Source organism: Qipengyuania soli, assembly GCF_015529805.1.
GTDB classification, from domain to species: Bacteria; Pseudomonadota; Alphaproteobacteria; order Sphingomonadales; family Sphingomonadaceae; genus Qipengyuania; species Qipengyuania soli.
Genome location: NZ_CP064654.1, coordinates 857,796 through 874,041, shown reverse-complemented (window position 1 = coordinate 874,041; position 16,246 = coordinate 857,796). Strand labels below are relative to the sequence as shown.

The window sequence follows — 16,246 nt, the reverse complement described above, 5'->3', positions numbered from 1 at the left end:
ATTGTCACTTAGTAGCGATAGTGGTCCGGCTTGAACGGCCCGGCCACCGGCACGCCGATGTAGTCGGCCTGCTTCTGGCTGAGCTGGGTCAGCTTCACGCCGAGCTTGTCGAGGTGCAGCGCAGCGACCTTTTCGTCGAGGTGCTTGGGCAGGACGTAGACCTGGTTGTCGTAGTCGTCGCCCTTGGTCCACAGTTCGATCTGGGCCAGCGTCTGGTTGGTGAAGCTGAAGCTCATCACGAAGCTCGGGTGGCCGGTAGCGCAGGCGAGGTTCACCAGGCGCCCCTTGCCCAGCACGATGATTTCCTTGCCGTCGGGGAACTTGACCACGTCAGTGCCGGGCTTGAGTTCGTTCCACTCGTAGTTGTCGATCGCCGAGATCTGGATCTCGCTGTCGAAGTGGCCGATGTTGCAGACGATCGCCTTGTCCTTCATCGCCTCCATGTGGGCGGCGGTGATGACGTGCTCGTTGCCGGTCGCAGTGACGAAGATGTCGGCCTTGGTCACGGCTTCTTCCATGGTCACGACCTCGAAGCCGTCCATCGCCGCCTGCAGCGCGCAGATCGGGTCGATTTCGGTCACCAGCACGCGCGCACCGCCATTGCGGAGCGACTGGGCCGAGCCCTTGCCGACGTCGCCGAAGCCGGCGACGCAGGCGATCTTGCCCGAAAGCATGACGTCGGTTGCGCGGCGGATCGCGTCGACTAGCGACTCGCGGCAACCGTAGAGGTTGTCGAACTTCGACTTGGTGACGCTGTCGTTCACGTTGATCGCCGGGAACGGCAACTTGCCGCCCTTGGCGATGTGGTAGAGGCGGTGGACACCGGTGGTCGTCTCTTCGGAGACGCCCTTGATGTTCTTCACCGAGGCGGTGAGGTAGCCCGGCTTCTTGGCAACGAAGGCCTTGAGCGCACGCTGGAATTCGATTTCCTCGGCATTCTGCGGCTCGGGCAGTTCATCGCCGGCCTCGATGCGGGCACCCCACAGCGCGAACATGGTCGCATCGCCGCCATCGTCGAGGATGAGGTTGGCGGTCAGGTCCGGGTCTTCATCGGTCGACCAGTCGAAGATCGAGCCGACATAATCCCAATAGTCGGCCAGGCTCTCGCCCTTCACCGCGAACACCGGAATGTTGCGCGCGGCGATCGCGGCGGCGGCGTGGTCCTGGGTCGAGAAGATGTTGCAGGTCGCCCATCGCACGTCGGCACCCAGCGCCACCAGCGTCTCGATGAGGACAGCGGTCTGGATCGTCATGTGCAGCGAGCCGGTGATGCGCGCACCCTTGAGCGGCTGGCTGGCGCCGTATTCCTCACGCAGCGCCATCAGGCCGGGCATCTCGGTTTCGGCAATGGCAATTTCGGCGCGGCCATAGTCGGCCAGCGCAATGTCCTTGATCACGAAGTCGGTGAAGGCGGTCACGGTCAATCCTCGGGTGGATAGGGGATATGCACCGCAGATGCGAAAAGGGCGGCGCTTGTCGGCGCCGCCCCTAGCCGCTCCCCGGGTCGAGGGCAACAACCCCCGTAACCCGACGACCCCGAGAGAACCTAGCGGGCCGCGAAGCGCCCCCCGTTGCGCGGTCCCGATGCCAGGAGTTCATCGGCTGCGATTGACAGGTCTGCGGGATTCTTGCTGGCCGCGAGGTCGCTGGTGATGTCCTTGAGCGCGCCGCAATCGAGCCACGGGTGTCCCTGGCCGTACTGGTTGGCCATGCCCACGCTGATGCGGTCCAGTGCACGCTTGGCCCCTTTGGCACCGTGACGCTTTACGAGGCCAGCCTCGAGCGTCTTGGCAGCGCCGTTCAACGTCGTGATGTGGTTGGCCGAAAACTTGCGATACTGCGGCTGGAAATCGTCCTTGCCCATGCGGCAACGGAGCGAAGTCACCATCAGCATGATGTCGAGCTTGCGGATATTTTCAGCGTTTTGCGAAGGTGCGGCGCCCGCCGCCACTGGAGTCAATAGCACTGCTGCTGCGCTTGCGGCCGCAATGAAGGTCTTCCCGATGTGCATGTCCCTGTCTCCCTGCGGCGCGTCCCTGTGCCCGCTGGAGAGAAATTCGCACCGAGAAGTTTACCGGTCTTTAAAGAGCCGCAGTAAAGCAGAATTTACCATCCGGCGGCGGTTGCACTTGCCACACCGCCCGCCTACCTCCGGCACCGGACGGAATAGACAAGGAATCCAGGCAATGACGATTTCGGTGGGTGACAAGCTGCCCGACGTGACACTCGTGAAGGCGACCGAAGCCGGTCCCGAGAAAGTCCAGTCGAGCGAATATTTCAAGGGCAAGACTATCGCGCTTTTCTCGGTCCCGGGTGCCTTCACCCCGACTTGCTCCGCGCGCCACCTTCCCGGCTATGTCGACAAAGCCGACGAGCTCAAGGCCAAGGGTGTCGACGAAATCGTTGCTACCGCGGTCAACGACGCCTTCGTCATGGGTGCCTGGAAGGCTGCCAACGGCGCTGATGCAGTCACCATGCTGGCGGATGGCAACGGCGATTTCGCCGAAGCAGTCGGCCTGACGATGGATGGTTCGGGCTTCGGCATGGGCAAGCGTGGCCAGCGCTGGTCGGCCATCGTCGAGGACGGCGTGGTCAAGGAACTGAATGTCGAGGCTCCGGGGGATTTCTCGGTTTCGAGTGCGGAGCACCTGCTCGGGCAGCTCTGACGCCAACCGTCCCATCTGCGGACAATGTTGCGCCCCGCCTTGCACGACTCGCACGGCGGGGCTCATCATATGCGGGATTGGGGGGAATGGTGGATACTCCGGAAACCGATCCCGAAAGAGACTTCGGCGTCCTGCTGGGCTGGAAGGCTACGCCTGCCGGCAACCAGACGCTGCTCATCATGCAGAGCACTCGCAAGACTCCGCAGAGCAACGACGACGTGCGCGAGTTCCGCTATTTCATTACCAAGGAACAGGCGGTCCTGCTCGGTAATTACCTTTACATGGTAGCCGGCGAAACACCGCCCCGGCGCAAGCGACCGGGTCTGATAGAGCGCATCTTAAGCCGCTAAACCGTCAGCCGTAGCCCATCAGGCTGAGCACTTCCTTGCGACTGCGCTGGTCTTCCAGGAACGTACCCATCATCCGGCTGGTAATCATGCCGACGCCGGGCGTACGCACGCCGCGCGCGGTCATGCAGCTATGAGCTGCCTCGATCACCACCGCTACGCCTTGCGGCTGGAGGTTTTCCCAGATGCAATCGGCAACCTCGGCGGTAAGGCGCTCCTGCACCTGTAGGCGTCGGGCGAAGCCGTGGAGCACGCGGGCCAGCTTGGAGATGCCGACGACACGGTCATTGGGAAGATACGCGATCGCGGCCTTGCCGATGATCGGTGCCATGTGGTGCTCGCAGTGTGACTGGAACGGGATGTCCTTGAGCAGAACGATTTCGTTGTAGCCACCGACCTCCTCGAACACTCGGCTCAGATGGTACGCCGGGTCATCCTCGTAACCGAGACAGTATTCCTTCCACGCGCGCGCGACGCGCGCGGGCGTATCGAGAAGGCCCTCGCGCGTCGGATCATCGCCTGCCCATTCGATGAGCGTTCGAATTGCATCCTGCACATGCTCGGGCACCGGCGGCTTGCCGCGCGGGTCGTCTTCGTCGGGTCCTACAAGGCTGCTCACTTGCCCCTGATCCTCCTGATCCTGTTCCGGATGCGTCCCAAGCGGCTCCCATCGCGGAACATTCCACCTTTTGCAAATGGCTCGAACATGTCGCCGGGATCTTCGGGGTCGAGCAGCTGGCTCTGCGCCAGCGACTTTTCCGCATCGTTGAGTTCTGGCGGATGATAGCGGACGAGGTTTCGGCCGCTTTCGGTTTGGGTGTGATCGATCATTTCCGCGACCGAACCATGGCGGGCAATGAGATCATCGACCTCGTCCTCGTCCACCCCGGTATGCTCCGCGATGAGCGAACGACGCAGCGCCGCAATCGCATCGCCGGCATGGGAATTGGCCGGGCGTGCGGTGTCGATGAACACATCGCACTCCGAATCGAGACCCATCGAGCGGTTGTTGAGATTGGCCGAACCGATGCGAATGATCTCGTCGTCGACGATCGTCACTTTCGCGTGGACGTAGATCGGCGTTTCGCCGGTATAAGGGTTCCAGATCGAAAAGCGGTTCTTGTGGTCCGCCTCCTTGATGCAGCGGACCAGTTCGGCACGGGCATGGTCCATCGCCTGCTGTTCCAGCCAGCCATCGGCGTTGGCCGGGTGGACGATGACGATTTCAGGCGGGTCTTCCTCCTGCACGCGCGCAAGGATCGCCTCGGCAACCGCACGCGATGCGAAATACTGGCTTTCCGCGTAAATCAGCTTCTTCGCCCGCTTGATCTGCTCGACATAGAGTTGGCGAATCTCGTCGACCTTGTCCCAATCGCGATAGGCCGCGCGGGTACGCGCAATGCCGATCTCAACGTCTTCGAACTGTGCCTTGAGCGCTTCGGGCCAAGGGGAGTTGTCGCACGGGTCGATCTCGGGAATGGCTTCACCCCCGGCGCAGGTCCAGCGATCCGCGCCCAGTTCGGCCAAGGCCAGGGCAACGTCGCCTTCCATCATCATGGTCGCATCGTGCCAGGGGCCATATGACTTTCCACGTGGAGTCCTGCGCCGGGCATCCTCTTCGCGATGTTCGCGCGTGTCCCAGCGCTGGTCGGTCATGTCGATTCCACCGCACACCGCCACCCTGTTGTCGATTACGACGATCTTCTGGTGGTGACTGCACGCAACCGGATGAGCCGTATCGAACTTGAAGGTGATCCGCTTGTGCCGCGCCCAGCGGGCGATGTCGTACCACATCGTCCCGCGCCCGATCATCGAGAAGAGCCCGACGCTCCACTTGAGGATGCGGATGTCGATGTCTTTGCGCTTGCGCGCGATCCAGGCGATGAAGCTGCCCAGCCGCTTCGGGTGCTCGCTCTTCCAGCCACGCTGCCACCAGCGGCGGCCATGGTCGAGATGGATGCGGGTGTCGAAATCCCAGCCGATTAGCAGGATGCGATTGCGCGCATTGAGCATCGCATCCTGCATATGGGTGAAATAGTCCGCCGCATCGACGATCATCGTCGCGCGAGTGGCGTGTTCATAGCGCCATGTCCCGGGCTCGATGCCCGGCTCCAACTGCGAAGTGCAGCTGGGATCGATGTCGTTAGCCAAAAGTCTTCCCCCTGTACCGGCCGTTATTCCTTGGCGTCTTCCTTCTTCTCGGGCGTGACCTCGGCTTCGGCCTTCTCTTCCTTCTTCCGCCGCTCGAAAACACTGCGCATGTGCTTCATGTCGTTCTCGTCGAGGTATTCCTCGCACTCGGGGAAGTGCTCCTGCTCTTCCTCGTCGATGTGGTGACGATAGTCGTGGTCGAAGGTCTTGAACTTGGTCAGCCAGCCGCCTTCGGACATGTCGGTCGCAGCAAGATCGTTCAGCGCCTCCTCGATCTCGTGATGCTCGGCCACAGAGTGCCGCGTGTCATCGGTCGTCGGGGGCTTGCGCAGCATCGTGGAATACAGCGCCTGCTCCTCGGCAGCGGCATGGGCCTTCAGTTCCTTGGTCAGCTCGGTGAAGAGCATCTTGCGCTCTTCGCTCTCGCCAGAGGTCTCCAGCAGCCGATCGAGAAGTTCGCGATGCTTGTCGTGATCTTTCTTGAGGCGGTCGAAAATTTCGGCGGTGTCGGTCATGGGAAAGTCTCCTTTGCCCTTCCAACAGGTCAGCGGCGCACGGGTTCCGCAGCTTGCGCCCGAAACCGGTGCTGCCCATATCCCCAGCCATGTTCGAGCGACGACAGGGTCCGACACCTGGCCAGATGCAGCATATGGCCGAGGAGGTGATTGCCTCCCTTCCCGAGCAGTTCCGTGAGCAGATGGGCGAAATCGTCATGCAGGTGGTGGACTTCGCGACCACCGAACAGCTCGCATCGGTCGGCCTCACGGAACGCTGGCAATTGACCGGACTCTATGAAGGTCACCCGCTGCCCGATCGATCAATCTGGCAAAGCGGACGCATGCCAGCGCGAATCTGGTTGTTCCGCGAACCGCTGATCGCGGAATGGCGGGATACCGGCGTGCGGATGGACGACCTCATCCGCCACGTGGTCATTCACGAGGCGGGGCATCATTTCGGCTTCAGCGATGACGACATGCACTGGCTCGAGGACGAGGACGACTAGCCCAGGAACCACAAAAGCCCACCCCTCTTGCGAGGAATGGGCTTGTATGGCGCACCCGAAAGGATTCGAACCTCTGACCCCCAGATTCGTAGTCTGGTGCTCTATCCAGCTGAGCTACGGGTGCGCTGGAGGGCGCCACATAGGTGCGGGTTTCAGGCTTGGCAATCCCTAATCCGAAGCTTTTTCGAAGAGACCTGCAGCAAGGGCGATATCGAGAGGGGGCATGTCGAGTTCGAGGACGGCCGAAGGGGTGAACCACCCGATCTCCCCACCCTCCAGCGCGGCCAACGCGCTGCCGTCCCAACTGCAAGTGTAAAGAAGGATGACAATCGGGGATTCGCGTTCGCCAGGCTCTTCTTGCGCAAATCGACACGGCTCCAGCTTGCGCGGATCGAGCGTCAATCCAAGCTCTTCGGAAATCTCGCGAACAAGCGCTTGCGCAGGGTTTTCGCGCGATTCGACCTTGCCCCCCGGGAATTCCCATAGGCCGCCATGATGCTTTTCTTCAGGGCGGCGATGCATAAGCCAACGCCCCTTCCCGTCATGGAGAGCCAAGGCAACCACGCACATCCATGTCGGATTTTTTTCCAATTCCGCGTCTTCCCTCAACCGTTTCTTAACTCTGCCCCCCTTATCCCGTCGATGTCAGCTTCGACAAAGTGACAATTGGGGCAACTCTGAAATGGTCAAATTTCTCAAGAAACTGGGACAAGACACCAGCGGAGCCACTGCTGTCGAATACGGGCTGATCCTCGCCCTCATCTTCCTGGCCATGGTCGGCGGCATCTCTGCTTTCGGGCAGAGCACCATCGGCATGTGGACCAATGTGAAGGACAAGGTGGCTGCCGCAACGGCCGCTGCCTGAGGGAAGGAAAGTTGGCGAACGAGTTAGGAATTTCTCAACTTCTCGCCTGCTAAACGAAGATCGCTCGAACCGTACATTGTCGGAGAGAGCCGGGAACGAAGACTGAACCAGGAGACGACACATGAAGTTCATCAACAAGCTGCTTCGCGACGAACAGGGCGCGACCGCCATCGAATACGGCCTCATCGCTGCTCTGATCGCCGTTGCTGCGATCACCGCCATGCAGAGCCTCGGCAACGAACTGTCGACCACCTTCAACAAGGTCGGCACCTCGATGAGCGCTGCTAACACCGCTGCCTAAGCGATAGCACGCACACAAAGAGAAGGCGGCAGGAGCAATCCTGCCGCCTTTTTCTTTGCCTGAAGCAGATGTGGATCGGGGCTTAGCTGCCCCGCACCACGATCTTCACCTTCTGGCCGACGGTGACGTTTTCATTGGCAGTCAGGCCGTTGAGGACGCGGAAGCGTTCAACCTGGTTGTCGGTATAGGCCATCTTGCTCGCCAGCGAGGCGACGGTGTCGCCGCTGCGGACAGTGATCACGTCGAGAACACGCGGGATCACGCCGCTCGCCTGCTGCGCCGTGATCCGGCGCATCGACGAGAACATGGCGTTGAACGTGTTTGCCTGGCCCGCCGGGGTAATGGCGAGGAAGTGATACGCGCGATCATTGGCGAATTCGTAGGCGAATACGGTCACATCGACCTGTCCGCTGCTCGAATTCACGCGTGCCGTGCCGTATGCGGCCGGAATGCCGTTCACGGTGGTCTTCTGGATCGACGAAGGCGTGACCTGCTGTTCCTTGCTCAACGCCGAGAAGACGCTCTGCACATAGGTGTTGAGGTTGCCATTGTACGGCGCGAGCGAGAACTGTGCCTTACCGCTCTGACCGCTGATCGAGACGGCGCTCGTGCCGTTGATCATGTAAAAGCCCTGTGGTGCCGTGAACGCCAGTCGCAGTTCGGGATGAATGAACTCGCGTCCTTCGATGACGCCCTGCTTGGGGTCGTCGCCGTAGAGCAGCCCGTCGATGCGGGTGAGGAACGTATCGCGGTTGGTCACGCCGCTCATGCCCTGCGCCTTCGTCAGCGCGGTCTGGACACGGCTGGCCGGATCGGGGTGCGTCGACGCCCATTCCGGGATTGACGCATTGTCTCGGCCCATCAGGCGCGCATCGAGAGCGTTCTGCAACGCCAGGCTCTGCAGGACGGTTGCCATCGCCTTGGGATCGTAGCCCGCCTGGTTGAGGTAGCGGATGCCCAGTTCATCAGCTTCGAGTTCCTGCGTGCGCGAGAACTTCAGCGTCAGCAACTGCGAGCCCTGCAGGAAGGTCTGTCCGATCTGCTGTCCCAGCCCGCTGTTGCCGAGGAGGATGCCCGAAAGAATCGCACCTGCCGCGCCGAGCAGCGAATTCTGCTGCGCCTTGGCCTGGCGGCGTTGCGAGTGACGCGCCGCGACGTGGCCGACCTCGTGGCCGAGAACGCCGGCAAGTTCCGCTTCGTTGTTCATCAGGGCGACGAGCTGGCGGGTGGTGTAGATGTAGCCACCGGGAATGGCGAAGGCGTTGTTCACCGAGCTGTTGAGCAGCGACACGGTGAAGCTTTCGCGCGCGTTGCCGAGGCCCGACTGGACGGCGATGTTCTTGCCGACCTGTTCGACATATTGTGCCTGGCTGCCGGTCATCGCGCCGCCGAATTCGGCGAGCAGCTGCGGATGCGCTTCGGCTCCGGCCTGCGCCTCACTCTGGGTGATGGGGGCGGAGGCGTCGGGAATGCTGCCGGTACCCATGCAGCCCGCAAGCGCGAGCGAGAGTGTGGCGGTCGAGGCAGCAGCTAAGGATTTGAAACGCGGCATATGAGGGCTCCCCTTGCGCGGAAAGGCCGCACGAGCGACCCTCCTTAAGTTCGTGTATGCAAGGGGAAACCGGGAGGCCGGGCAGTTTGTTCCCGAGCTACCTCCCTGCCCGTTCAGCCGGCGATTTTCAGGAACCGCTCTTCCCGCATCCGGACCAGACTGGCAGAATCCTCGCGCGACAACATGTCTAGCTCCTCGCCAATGGCGGTGGCCAGCGTTTGTGCCGCCGCGCGCGCATCGCGATGCGCCCCGCCGACAGGTTCGGGGACGATGCGGTCGATAACGCCCAGATCGGCAAGGTTCTGTGCCGTGACCTTCATCGCTTCGGCAGCATCGGGAGCCTTCTCGGCCGTGCGCCATAGGATCGAGGCGCAACCTTCGGGCGAGATTACCGAATAGACCGCGTGTTCGAACATCAGCACCCGCTCGGCGCTGGCCAGTGCGACCGCGCCGCCCGAACCGCCCTCGCCCACGATCGCGGCGACCATGGGGACCGGCAGCGCGAGGCAGGCTTCGGTCGACCGGGCGATGGCTTCCGCCTGCCCGCGCTCTTCCGCCTCCACGCCCGGGAAAGCGCCCGAGGTGTCGACCAGCGTCACCACAGGCAGCCCGAAGCGTCCGGCCAGTTCCATCAGGCGGATCGCCTTGCGATAGCCCTCGGGCTTGCCCATGCCGAAATTGTGCTTGATGCGGCTCGCCGTGTCGTTGCCCTTTTCATGCCCGATCAGCACGACCTTGCGTCCACCCAGCTTGGCGAGGCCGCCGAGGATGGCATCGTCGTCGCCGTAGAGGCGATCGCCGCCCAGCGGGACGAATTCCTCGAACGCGTGTTCGACGTAGTCGCGGAAGTGCGGCCGCGACGGATGGCGTGCGACCTGGGTCTTTTGCCACGGCGTCAGGGACGAATAGGTGCTCGCCAGCAATTCGGCACTTTTGAGCTCGAGCCGCTGGAGTTCGTTGGAGATATCGACATCGTCGCCTTCGGACGCGCTGCGCAATTCGGCGATGCGCTGTTCCAGCTCCGCGACGGGCTTCTCGAATTCGAGGTAAGAAATCATCGCGTCGCGCTAGTCCGATGCGGCGCGGCGCGCAAGCGGATGCCGCTCGTTTACCAGCTTCACCAGTCGCGCAGCATCGACATGAGTGTAGATTTGCGTCGTGGAAATGTCGGCATGGCCGAGCAGCGTCTGCAGTGCGCGCAGGTCTGCCCCGCCCTCGAGCAGATGGGTTGCGAAGGCATGGCGCAGGACATGCGGGCTGAGCTTTTCCGGCGGCAATCCGGCACGGACGGCCAGTTCCTTGAGCAGTTGGTACAGCCGGATGCGGGAGAGGTGCTTGCTGCGCGACGGGAAGAGGAATTGCGTGCCTCCCTCGCGCAAGGGCAGCCAGCGTGAAAGCGCGGCGATTGCGCGTTGGCTGACCGGCACCATCCGCGCCTGTCCGCCCTTGCCCATGACCGTGATGAACGGTGCATCGCGCGGCACGGCCGACAGGGGCAAGGACACCAGTTCCGTCGCCCGCAGCCCGGAGCCGTAGAGCATTTCCAGCAGGGTAAGCAGCCGCACCGCAAGCGGATTGTCGCTTGCTGCCTCTTCCTCGGCCTGCGCGAACAGGTGTTCGACCTCGGCATGGCTGAGGATCTTGGGCAGCGGGCGCCGGGTTGCAGGGCGCGGCAGGGCGTGACTGGGATCATCCTCGCGCAGGCCCTCATCGACAAGGAAGCCGTAGAACTGGCGCAACGCGGAAACCTTGCGTGCCATCGTCGCCGGCGCGAGCGAGGTCCAGCCTTGTGTGAGCCTGGCGAGCTGCGCGGTCGATGCGCCGGCGAGCGAACTGCCGAGCATCTCCTCAGCCTGTTCGAGATCGCGTCCGTAGGCGAGGATGGTATTGCGTGCCGCGCCTCGCTCGGCAGCGAGCATGGCGAGGAAGTCGGGTATCGCGCTCACGTCAGGCGCGTGCGACCGCCTCCGCGGCGATCATCCGTGCTTCCGCCTCCAGCCCGACTGCGCGCAGGGCGGAAACGATGTGGAAAAGGTGACGCGCGGTCATCCTGTCCCAGCTGTCGCCCTGCATGCCGAGGCCCGCGAGCATGGCCACCAGCGCCGGGTTGCGCGCCTTTGCGGCGGCGTCGATGGCACGGGTCCAGCGGGTCTCGCCACCGAGGCTCATCGACAGGCGATCGCTGTAGTCCTTGATTTCGGCGTCCCCGATCCGTCCCAATCCGGCAAGCCCCGCCACCAGCATGCGCGACTTGCGCTGACCGGTGGAAGGATCGTCGTCGACGAAGCTGTCGAGTTCGCCGTTCGAGACGGCAGCCTGGCGCTTCGGCTCAGCCAGGGCCAGCAGTGCCCAGCCCAGCGAGCCTTCCTCGACCGTCGCGTTCCAACGCATTGCATCGCGGTCGAGACCGGCAGTGAGCATCGAGGCAATGAGTTCGCCCGCATCGTCGGCGAAATCCGACTGCGCGGGCATGCGCGCTGCGGCATAGGCGGTCAGCACCATGCGGGCGTAACCGAAGTCGCCCGCTCCGTTCCAAACGTCGCGAATGGCTGCGAGGCGGGCTGCCGGATCGCTGCCGACGTAGGCATCGCGCAGGCGGCTGGCGATGCGTGCCGCATCGTCATCGTCGCCCGGTTCGGCGTAAAGTTGCGAGTAGACGTCGACCATCGCTGCGGAAGAGAAGATGCCCGATTGGGCAGCGACATCCGCTCCGCGGAGCCGCTCGGTCGGCGAGAGCGCGGGCGTCACGGCGGCACTGCGCAACAGCGCATCGCCAAGGTCGTCGGTCAGGTTCTTGGGCAATGGTTCGCCCAGCGCATTGGCGAGCGCGAAACGCCAGGGGGTGACCTTGTCGATGCCGTCCCACTCGATGGTGACCGCCCGGCGTCCTTCACCCGCCGCCCCAGCGAAACGTTGTGCCAGCAGCACATCGATCTGCGCTCCCTCTCCGCGAGATTGCAGGCGGCGCAGGTCGTTGAGGCCCCGTGTTTCCTCGCCCGCATAGGCGTTGCAGATGCCCGCGAGCATCTTCCATTCGGCATCGTCGCGGTCGGTCTTCACGAGGCGTACTGCCGGACAGGCGCCGACGATATCCGCCGTGCCGATATAAGCGTCGACCGCCGCGTTCGCGAGCTGCGGCGAATAGTTCGCCGTGTCGATATCCTGCACCAGCGCCCGCGCAACACCATGTTCGCCCATCGTGTTGAGCACGCGGGCGCGCAGCGTGGCGAATTCGATCGGGCTCATGCCTTCGGGCGCAGCAAGGCGGCTCGCCAGAGCGCGACGCAGCAGGATATGGCCCCAGCGCGACACGAGCGGCGCCTTGGTGCCGGCAAGGGCGGCACGCACGAGCGCGGCTGGCTGTTTCGACAGCGATTCAGACGGCAGCCCGCCTTCGGCAAGCGCAATGACACCGGCCTTTTCGGGAGAGCGCCTTGCAGCCGCCGGAATATCGAACTTCGGCTTCAGCCCGAGGAAATCGTCGAGCTCGTCGGTGGTCATCTTTTCCAGTTCCTCGAGCGTCGGCAGCTTGCCGAAGTCGAAGCCGGAGGCCTCTGGCGCGCTCGAAGTCGCTGTCGGGAGCGGCTGGACCACCTCGCCCGGGATAGTCGGTGCGGGACGCGGGGTACCCGGCGATGGGGCCGGGGTCGTGCGGGGAGCAGGTGCCGGATTGTCGAAACCCGGCGGCAGCAGGTCCTCGGGCGCGTCCTGCGCGAACACCAGCGTGGAAGTCAGGGCAAGCGCCGCGCCGCCGATCAGCCAGGACGCCTTCATTGCACGCCTCCCGGCACCGAAATTTCCTGCTCGATCGGGTGCAGCGGTTCCTCGCCCCCGTCGATCCAGGCAAGGACGCACAGAGCCAGAAACGCCACCGCCAGTATTCCCCCGATCCGCCTAGAGCTCATGGCCAAGATTTTCGCGTCCCGTTTCAAGTGCTGATACCTTGTGCGCGCCCTAGCCCATCTCTAGGCACGGCGGCAATGACCCACGCGCTCGCCATGACCGAAGCAGAGATAGCCGGTATCGCAAACCGGCTGGATCGACCGGTGGTGCTGGTCGGGCTGATGGGCGTGGGCAAGTCGACTATCGGGCGACGCCTGGCAACCCTGCTCGACACCAGCTTCGTCGACGCCGACGAGGAAATCGAGCGCGCGGCCGACCGCAGCATCTCCGAAATCTTCGAAGCGCATGGCGAAGCGTATTTCCGCGACGGCGAGCGTCGCGTTATCGCACGCCTGATGGAAGAGGATTTCGGCGTCATCGCAACCGGCGGCGGCGCTTTTGTCGACGACGAGACGCGCTCGCTGATCCTCGAGCGCGGCCTGGCGGTCTGGCTCGATTGCGACATCGACACACTGGTCGAGCGCACCGGTCGTCGCAACACCCGTCCGCTGCTGCGAAACGGCAATCCCCGCGAAATCCTCACCGCGCTCAAGGAGAAGCGCGAAGGTGCGTATTCGCAGGCCCAATTGCATGTCATGACCGACGACGGTCCGCATACGGAGACCGTGAACCGCATCCTGGAGGCAATCGACGCATGGCTGTGATCGGGGTCGAACTGGCCGGCAGGAGCTATGACGTCGAGGTGGGTCACGGCCTGCTGGACGATGCCGCCACGCGTGCAAGGGCCTTCCTGCGCAAGGCCCGCGTGCCGGTCGTGGCCGACGAGAACGCGTGGGCCGCGCACGGGGAAAGACTGAAGAAGTCGCTCGGCGCGGCAGGACACGAAATCGCACTGTACAAGGTCGCATCCGGCGAAGGCTCCAAGAGCTGGGATTCGCTTGCCAAGCTGACCGACTGGCTGCTGGTGGAGGGCGTCGAGCGTGGCGACCATGTGCTGGCGCTGGGCGGCGGCGTGGTCGGCGACCTGACCGGCTTCGCCTGTGCCATCCTCAAGCGCGGTTGCGGCTTCGTGCAATTGCCGACTACGCTGCTTGCGCAGGTCGACAGTTCGGTCGGCGGCAAGACCGCGATCAACACTGCGGCGGGCAAGAACTTGATTGGCGCCTTCCACCAGCCTTCGTTGGTGCTGGCCGACCTCGACACGCTTGCCACGTTGCCCGCTCGCGAGATGCGCGCCGGATATGCCGAAGTCCTGAAGTACGGCGTCCTGGGCGATGCGGAGTTCTTCGACTGGCTGGCGGACCACGGGGCAGAGGTTGTCGCGCTCGAGCCTGCTGCGCTCGAACATGCAGTCGCCACCAGCGTCGCAGCGAAGGCCCGGATCGTTGCCGAAGACGAGCGTGAGACGAAGGATACGCGTGCGCTTCTCAATCTCGGACACACCTTCGGCCATGCGCTTGAGGCGGAAACCGGCTTCTCCGATCGGCTCCTGCACGGTGAGGGGGTGGCGTTGGGCATGGTGCTGGCGGCGCGTTACTCGGCCCGACGCGGCTTGATTGCCGAGACCGATGCCGGAATGGTCGCACGCGCAGTCGCGAATGCCGGCCTTCCGACTGGGATCGCCGGTTTGGGGCTGGATTGCGACGGCGCTGATCTGGTCGCGCACATGCTGCACGACAAGAAGATGGACGCGGGCACTTTGCGCTTCATCCTGCTCCGCGCCATAGGCGATGCCTTCGTCGCCAGGGACGTCGCGCTGGATGATGTGGCGGACTTCCTCGAGGGGCAGTTGCGCGGCAATTGACCGCCACCTGTGCTGCGCCCATGCTGCGCAGCATGACGCGCTTCATCGACCTCTCCATCCCCATCACCAACGACGTGGTTTCGGACCCCGAGGTGATGCGTCCGAAGATCACCTACATGACCCATGAGAACACATGGCAACAGATCGCCATGTTCTTCCCGGGGCTGGAGAAGGACGATCTGCCCGATGGCGAAGGCTGGGCGGTCGAGATGCTCGAACTCTCGACGCACAACGGCACGCACATGGATGCGCCGTGGCACTTCCATTCGACCACGAACAGCGGCGCGGCGCCTGCGCCGAGTATCGACGAAGCGCCGCTCGACCGCTTCCTGCGCCCGGGCGTAAGGCTCGATTTCAGCCACCTTCCGCACGGCCACGTCGTCACCGCTGCCGAGGTTGAAGAGGCCTTTGCCAAGATGGGCTATGAATTGCAGCCGCTCGATATCGTGCTGGTGCAATCGGGCGCCGTGTACGGAACCGAGAACTTCACCGATCAGGGTGTGGGCCTTGGCGAAGAAGCCACGCTGTGGCTTACCGAACGCGGAGTCGAGGTGGTCGGTACCGATGCGTGGAGCTGGGATGCGCCCTTCAGCCACACCGCGCGGCGCTGGGCGGAAGAGCGCGATCCGAAAATCATCTGGGAAGGCCACAAGGCCGGGCGCATCCAGCCCTATTACCAGATCGAGAAACTGACCAACCTTGCCGCACTTCCCGACCATGGCTTCACCGTCAGCTGCTTCCCGGTGAAGATCGAGCGCGCCAGCGCTGGCTGGATCCGCGCAGTGGCGATTATCGAGGAGTAATGGCGCGCGTCGTGGTACTCACGGGCGTCAGCAGCGCCGGCAAATCGTCACTTGCGCGAAAAATGCAGGACCAGGCCGAACGTGACTGGCTCCACGTCACTTTCGATAAGTTCATTTCGATGATCCCGGTCGGGCGGGAGACATCGCCCGAGTGGTTCGTGGTCAGAAATGCGGCGAAGGACCCGGATGTCCCGGAAATTTCCTTTACCAGCGGACCACGTGGACTGGAGTTACGCCAGGCCATGCGCGATTTCGTCAGGGTCGCAGCAGATCGCGGGATCGACATGATCGTCGATGACGTTTGCACGACCTTGGAAGTGGATGACTACCGCTCGCAACTGGCGGGCCACGACCTGACCGTCGTGCGCGTCGATGTCCCGCTGGCGGCGGCCGAGCGACGCGAGAAGGCGCGTGGCGACCGCATGATCGGGCTCACTCGAAACCAGGCGGGCCGCATTCACGAAGGTATCGACTACGATCTCACGGTGGTGAACGATGACGGCCAACTCGACGCCTGTGCGGCAAGGATCCTCGCCGCAGTTGACGCGAACGACTAGCTCGCGCGTGGTGTCAGGCGCGTAATCTTGCTGCCCGCGCCCATCGGCTGGTAGTCGACCATCATCGTGTCGTGCTCGGCGAAGAGGCGCTCGATTTCGCTCCTCCGGTCGAGCAATGTCATCGCGATGCCGGGCGCGAGGCTTTCGCCTTCGCCGATCTTGCCGAGCAATGCTGCAAGGTCAGCGATCGTCGCGTCCTCGGGGGTCTTGTGGTAGTGACCCCGCGTGTCGAAGAACCCTGTTCCCCTGTGTGCCATAACTGCGAACTCCTGTGCGTAAATGCTTCAGAAGCGACTCGAAGGAGGCCATTATCTGCGGGGTCGGGATTCCTTAAAAGCGGGTTTACCATGAACC

20 protein-coding genes and 1 tRNA gene are annotated in these 16,246 nt (G+C 63.3%); 9 read left to right on the top strand and 12 right to left on the bottom strand.

The window, feature by feature from the left end; translation table 11 throughout:
• Positions 1-8: 8 nt before the first annotated feature.
• Together ahcY and IRL76_RS04400 are read right to left on the bottom strand one after the other, a co-directional pair.
• On the bottom strand, positions 9-1,418 hold the full coding sequence (gene ahcY, locus IRL76_RS04405) for an adenosylhomocysteinase (RefSeq protein ID WP_200983515.1): 1,410 nt from the start codon (positions 1,416-1,418) through the stop codon (positions 9-11).
• A gap of 128 nt (positions 1,419-1,546) precedes the next feature.
• A complete protein-coding gene (locus tag IRL76_RS04400; protein ID WP_200983514.1) occupies positions 1,547-2,011 on the bottom strand; it encodes an S-adenosyl-L-homocysteine hydrolase in 465 nt (154 codons plus the stop codon).
• Positions 2,012-2,186: 175 nt separating this feature from the next.
• Between IRL76_RS04400 and IRL76_RS04395 the strand changes: the two genes are divergently transcribed.
• Both IRL76_RS04395 and IRL76_RS04390 read left to right on the top strand, forming a co-directional pair.
• Complete coding sequence (locus IRL76_RS04395; protein WP_200983513.1) at positions 2,187-2,666, top strand: peroxiredoxin; 480 nt, start codon at positions 2,187-2,189, stop codon at positions 2,664-2,666.
• Between the two features lie 86 nt (positions 2,667-2,752).
• Positions 2,753-3,016 carry a hypothetical protein gene (locus IRL76_RS04390; RefSeq protein WP_200983512.1) on the top strand — a complete coding sequence of 88 codons (264 nt, stop codon included), beginning with the start codon at positions 2,753-2,755 and terminating at the stop codon, positions 3,014-3,016.
• A gap of 4 nt (positions 3,017-3,020) precedes the next feature.
• Here the strand turns inward: IRL76_RS04390 and folE are convergent, their stop codons facing one another.
• Genes folE through IRL76_RS04375 form a run of 3 tightly spaced genes read right to left on the bottom strand, consistent with a single transcriptional unit; the run spans position 3,021 to position 5,679 of the window.
• Positions 3,021-3,632, bottom strand: coding sequence for a GTP cyclohydrolase I FolE (gene folE, locus IRL76_RS04385; RefSeq protein WP_200983511.1), 612 nt, complete (start codon positions 3,630-3,632; stop codon positions 3,021-3,023).
• A complete protein-coding gene (locus IRL76_RS04380) occupies positions 3,629-5,164 on the bottom strand; it encodes a phospholipase D-like domain-containing protein (RefSeq protein ID WP_246449980.1) in 1,536 nt (511 codons plus the stop codon). Before IRL76_RS04380 ends, folE begins: the two co-directional genes overlap by 4 nt.
• A gap of 23 nt (positions 5,165-5,187) precedes the next feature.
• A complete protein-coding gene (locus IRL76_RS04375; RefSeq protein ID WP_200983510.1) occupies positions 5,188-5,679 on the bottom strand; it encodes a hemerythrin domain-containing protein in 492 nt (163 codons plus the stop codon).
• An 89-nt stretch (positions 5,680-5,768) separates the two neighbouring features.
• On the opposite strand from IRL76_RS04375, the gene IRL76_RS04370 reads away from it, so the two are divergent.
• Entirely contained in the window at positions 5,769-6,167 is a 399-nt protein-coding gene (locus tag IRL76_RS04370; RefSeq protein ID WP_200983509.1) for a metallopeptidase family protein, read from the top strand.
• 47 nt (positions 6,168-6,214) lie between these two features.
• On the opposite strand, the gene IRL76_RS04365 is transcribed toward IRL76_RS04370, so the two are convergent.
• Both IRL76_RS04365 and IRL76_RS04360 read right to left on the bottom strand, forming a co-directional pair.
• Positions 6,215-6,291: transfer RNA gene (locus IRL76_RS04365), tRNA-Arg, on the bottom strand.
• Between the two features lie 44 nt (positions 6,292-6,335).
• On the bottom strand, positions 6,336-6,737 hold the full coding sequence (locus IRL76_RS04360; protein WP_200984177.1) for an NUDIX domain-containing protein: 402 nt from the start codon (positions 6,735-6,737) through the stop codon (positions 6,336-6,338).
• Between the two features lie 112 nt (positions 6,738-6,849).
• On the opposite strand from IRL76_RS04360, the gene IRL76_RS04355 reads away from it, so the two are divergent.
• Entirely contained in the window at positions 6,850-7,032 is a 183-nt protein-coding gene (locus IRL76_RS04355) for a Flp family type IVb pilin (protein ID WP_200983508.1), read from the top strand.
• Between the two features lie 121 nt (positions 7,033-7,153).
• A complete protein-coding gene (locus tag IRL76_RS04350) occupies positions 7,154-7,333 on the top strand; it encodes a Flp family type IVb pilin (protein ID WP_200983507.1) in 180 nt (59 codons plus the stop codon).
• Between the two features lie 82 nt (positions 7,334-7,415).
• Here IRL76_RS04350 and IRL76_RS04345 read toward each other — a convergent pair whose 3' ends face one another.
• The 4 genes from IRL76_RS04345 to IRL76_RS04330 form a co-directional block, all read right to left on the bottom strand.
• On the bottom strand, positions 7,416-8,885 hold the full coding sequence (locus IRL76_RS04345; RefSeq protein ID WP_200983505.1) for a M48 family metalloprotease: 1,470 nt from the start codon (positions 8,883-8,885) through the stop codon (positions 7,416-7,418).
• A 113-nt stretch (positions 8,886-8,998) separates the two neighbouring features.
• Positions 8,999-9,943: an acetyl-CoA carboxylase carboxyltransferase subunit alpha gene (locus IRL76_RS04340; RefSeq protein WP_200983503.1), complete on the bottom strand. Its 945-nt coding sequence runs from the start codon at positions 9,941-9,943 to the stop codon at positions 8,999-9,001.
• A gap of 9 nt (positions 9,944-9,952) precedes the next feature.
• Complete coding sequence (locus IRL76_RS04335; protein WP_200983501.1) at positions 9,953-10,831, bottom strand: tyrosine recombinase; 879 nt, start codon at positions 10,829-10,831, stop codon at positions 9,953-9,955.
• A 1-nt stretch (position 10,832) separates the two neighbouring features.
• Positions 10,833-12,659, bottom strand: a complete 1,827-nt coding sequence (locus IRL76_RS04330; protein ID WP_200983499.1) for a beta-ketoacyl-[acyl-carrier-protein] synthase family protein — start codon at positions 12,657-12,659, stop codon at positions 10,833-10,835.
• A 206-nt stretch (positions 12,660-12,865) separates the two neighbouring features.
• On the opposite strand from IRL76_RS04330, the gene IRL76_RS04325 reads away from it, so the two are divergent.
• Genes IRL76_RS04325 through IRL76_RS04310 form a run of 4 tightly spaced genes read left to right on the top strand, consistent with a single transcriptional unit; the run spans position 12,866 to position 15,892 of the window.
• Complete coding sequence (locus IRL76_RS04325; protein WP_200983497.1) at positions 12,866-13,432, top strand: shikimate kinase; 567 nt, start codon at positions 12,866-12,868, stop codon at positions 13,430-13,432.
• Positions 13,423-14,532, top strand: coding sequence for a 3-dehydroquinate synthase (gene aroB / locus IRL76_RS04320; protein ID WP_200983495.1), 1,110 nt, complete (start codon positions 13,423-13,425; stop codon positions 14,530-14,532). The genes IRL76_RS04325 and aroB overlap by 10 nt, the downstream gene beginning before the upstream one ends.
• 32 nt (positions 14,533-14,564) lie before the next feature.
• Positions 14,565-15,335, top strand: a complete 771-nt coding sequence (locus IRL76_RS04315) for a cyclase family protein (protein ID WP_200983493.1) — start codon at positions 14,565-14,567, stop codon at positions 15,333-15,335.
• On the top strand, positions 15,335-15,892 hold the full coding sequence (locus IRL76_RS04310) for a phosphotransferase-like protein (RefSeq protein ID WP_200983491.1): 558 nt from the start codon (positions 15,335-15,337) through the stop codon (positions 15,890-15,892). Before IRL76_RS04315 ends, IRL76_RS04310 begins: the two co-directional genes overlap by 1 nt.
• Here the strand turns inward: IRL76_RS04310 and IRL76_RS04305 are convergent.
• Positions 15,889-16,149, bottom strand: coding sequence for a hypothetical protein (locus IRL76_RS04305; RefSeq protein ID WP_200983489.1), 261 nt, complete (start codon positions 16,147-16,149; stop codon positions 15,889-15,891). The genes IRL76_RS04310 and IRL76_RS04305 overlap by 4 nt on opposite strands.
• Between the last annotated feature and the right edge of the window lie 97 nt (positions 16,150-16,246).